The organism is Photobacterium sp. R1 (genome assembly GCF_054600795.1).
In genome coordinates this window covers 1-249 of sequence record NZ_BAAHZP010000806.1, presented here as the reverse complement: position 1 = coordinate 249, position 249 = coordinate 1, and the positions used below count along the sequence as shown (strand labels likewise).

At 47.0% G+C, this 249-nt stretch carries 1 protein-coding gene; it reads right to left on the bottom strand.

Annotated elements, in window-relative coordinates; genetic code table 11:
- Positions 1-249 (bottom strand): DUF2987 domain-containing protein (locus ACYP03_RS27295; RefSeq protein WP_459782844.1); only part of this gene is annotated, 249 nt, incomplete at both ends.

The window sequence follows — 249 nt, the reverse complement described above, 5'->3', positions numbered from 1 at the left end:
ACAAAAGTGACGTCAGGGTTCGCCTGTCTTAAGTTATTGTCGATTGGCACCACCAAAGCATTATCGGCAGGAATAACGAGTTCTTCGTAATGTTCCTCTTTCTGCATCCAGCCCTTACGGACAGTGCATGTTTCGCCCGTTTGCTGATCGATCAAATACAAGGCAATGCTCACATCGGGGTGAGATTCGGCGACATTGTGCTTGAGTTTGCTGAAAAGATTGCTGTAACGCCTCTCAATATTCTGTGCG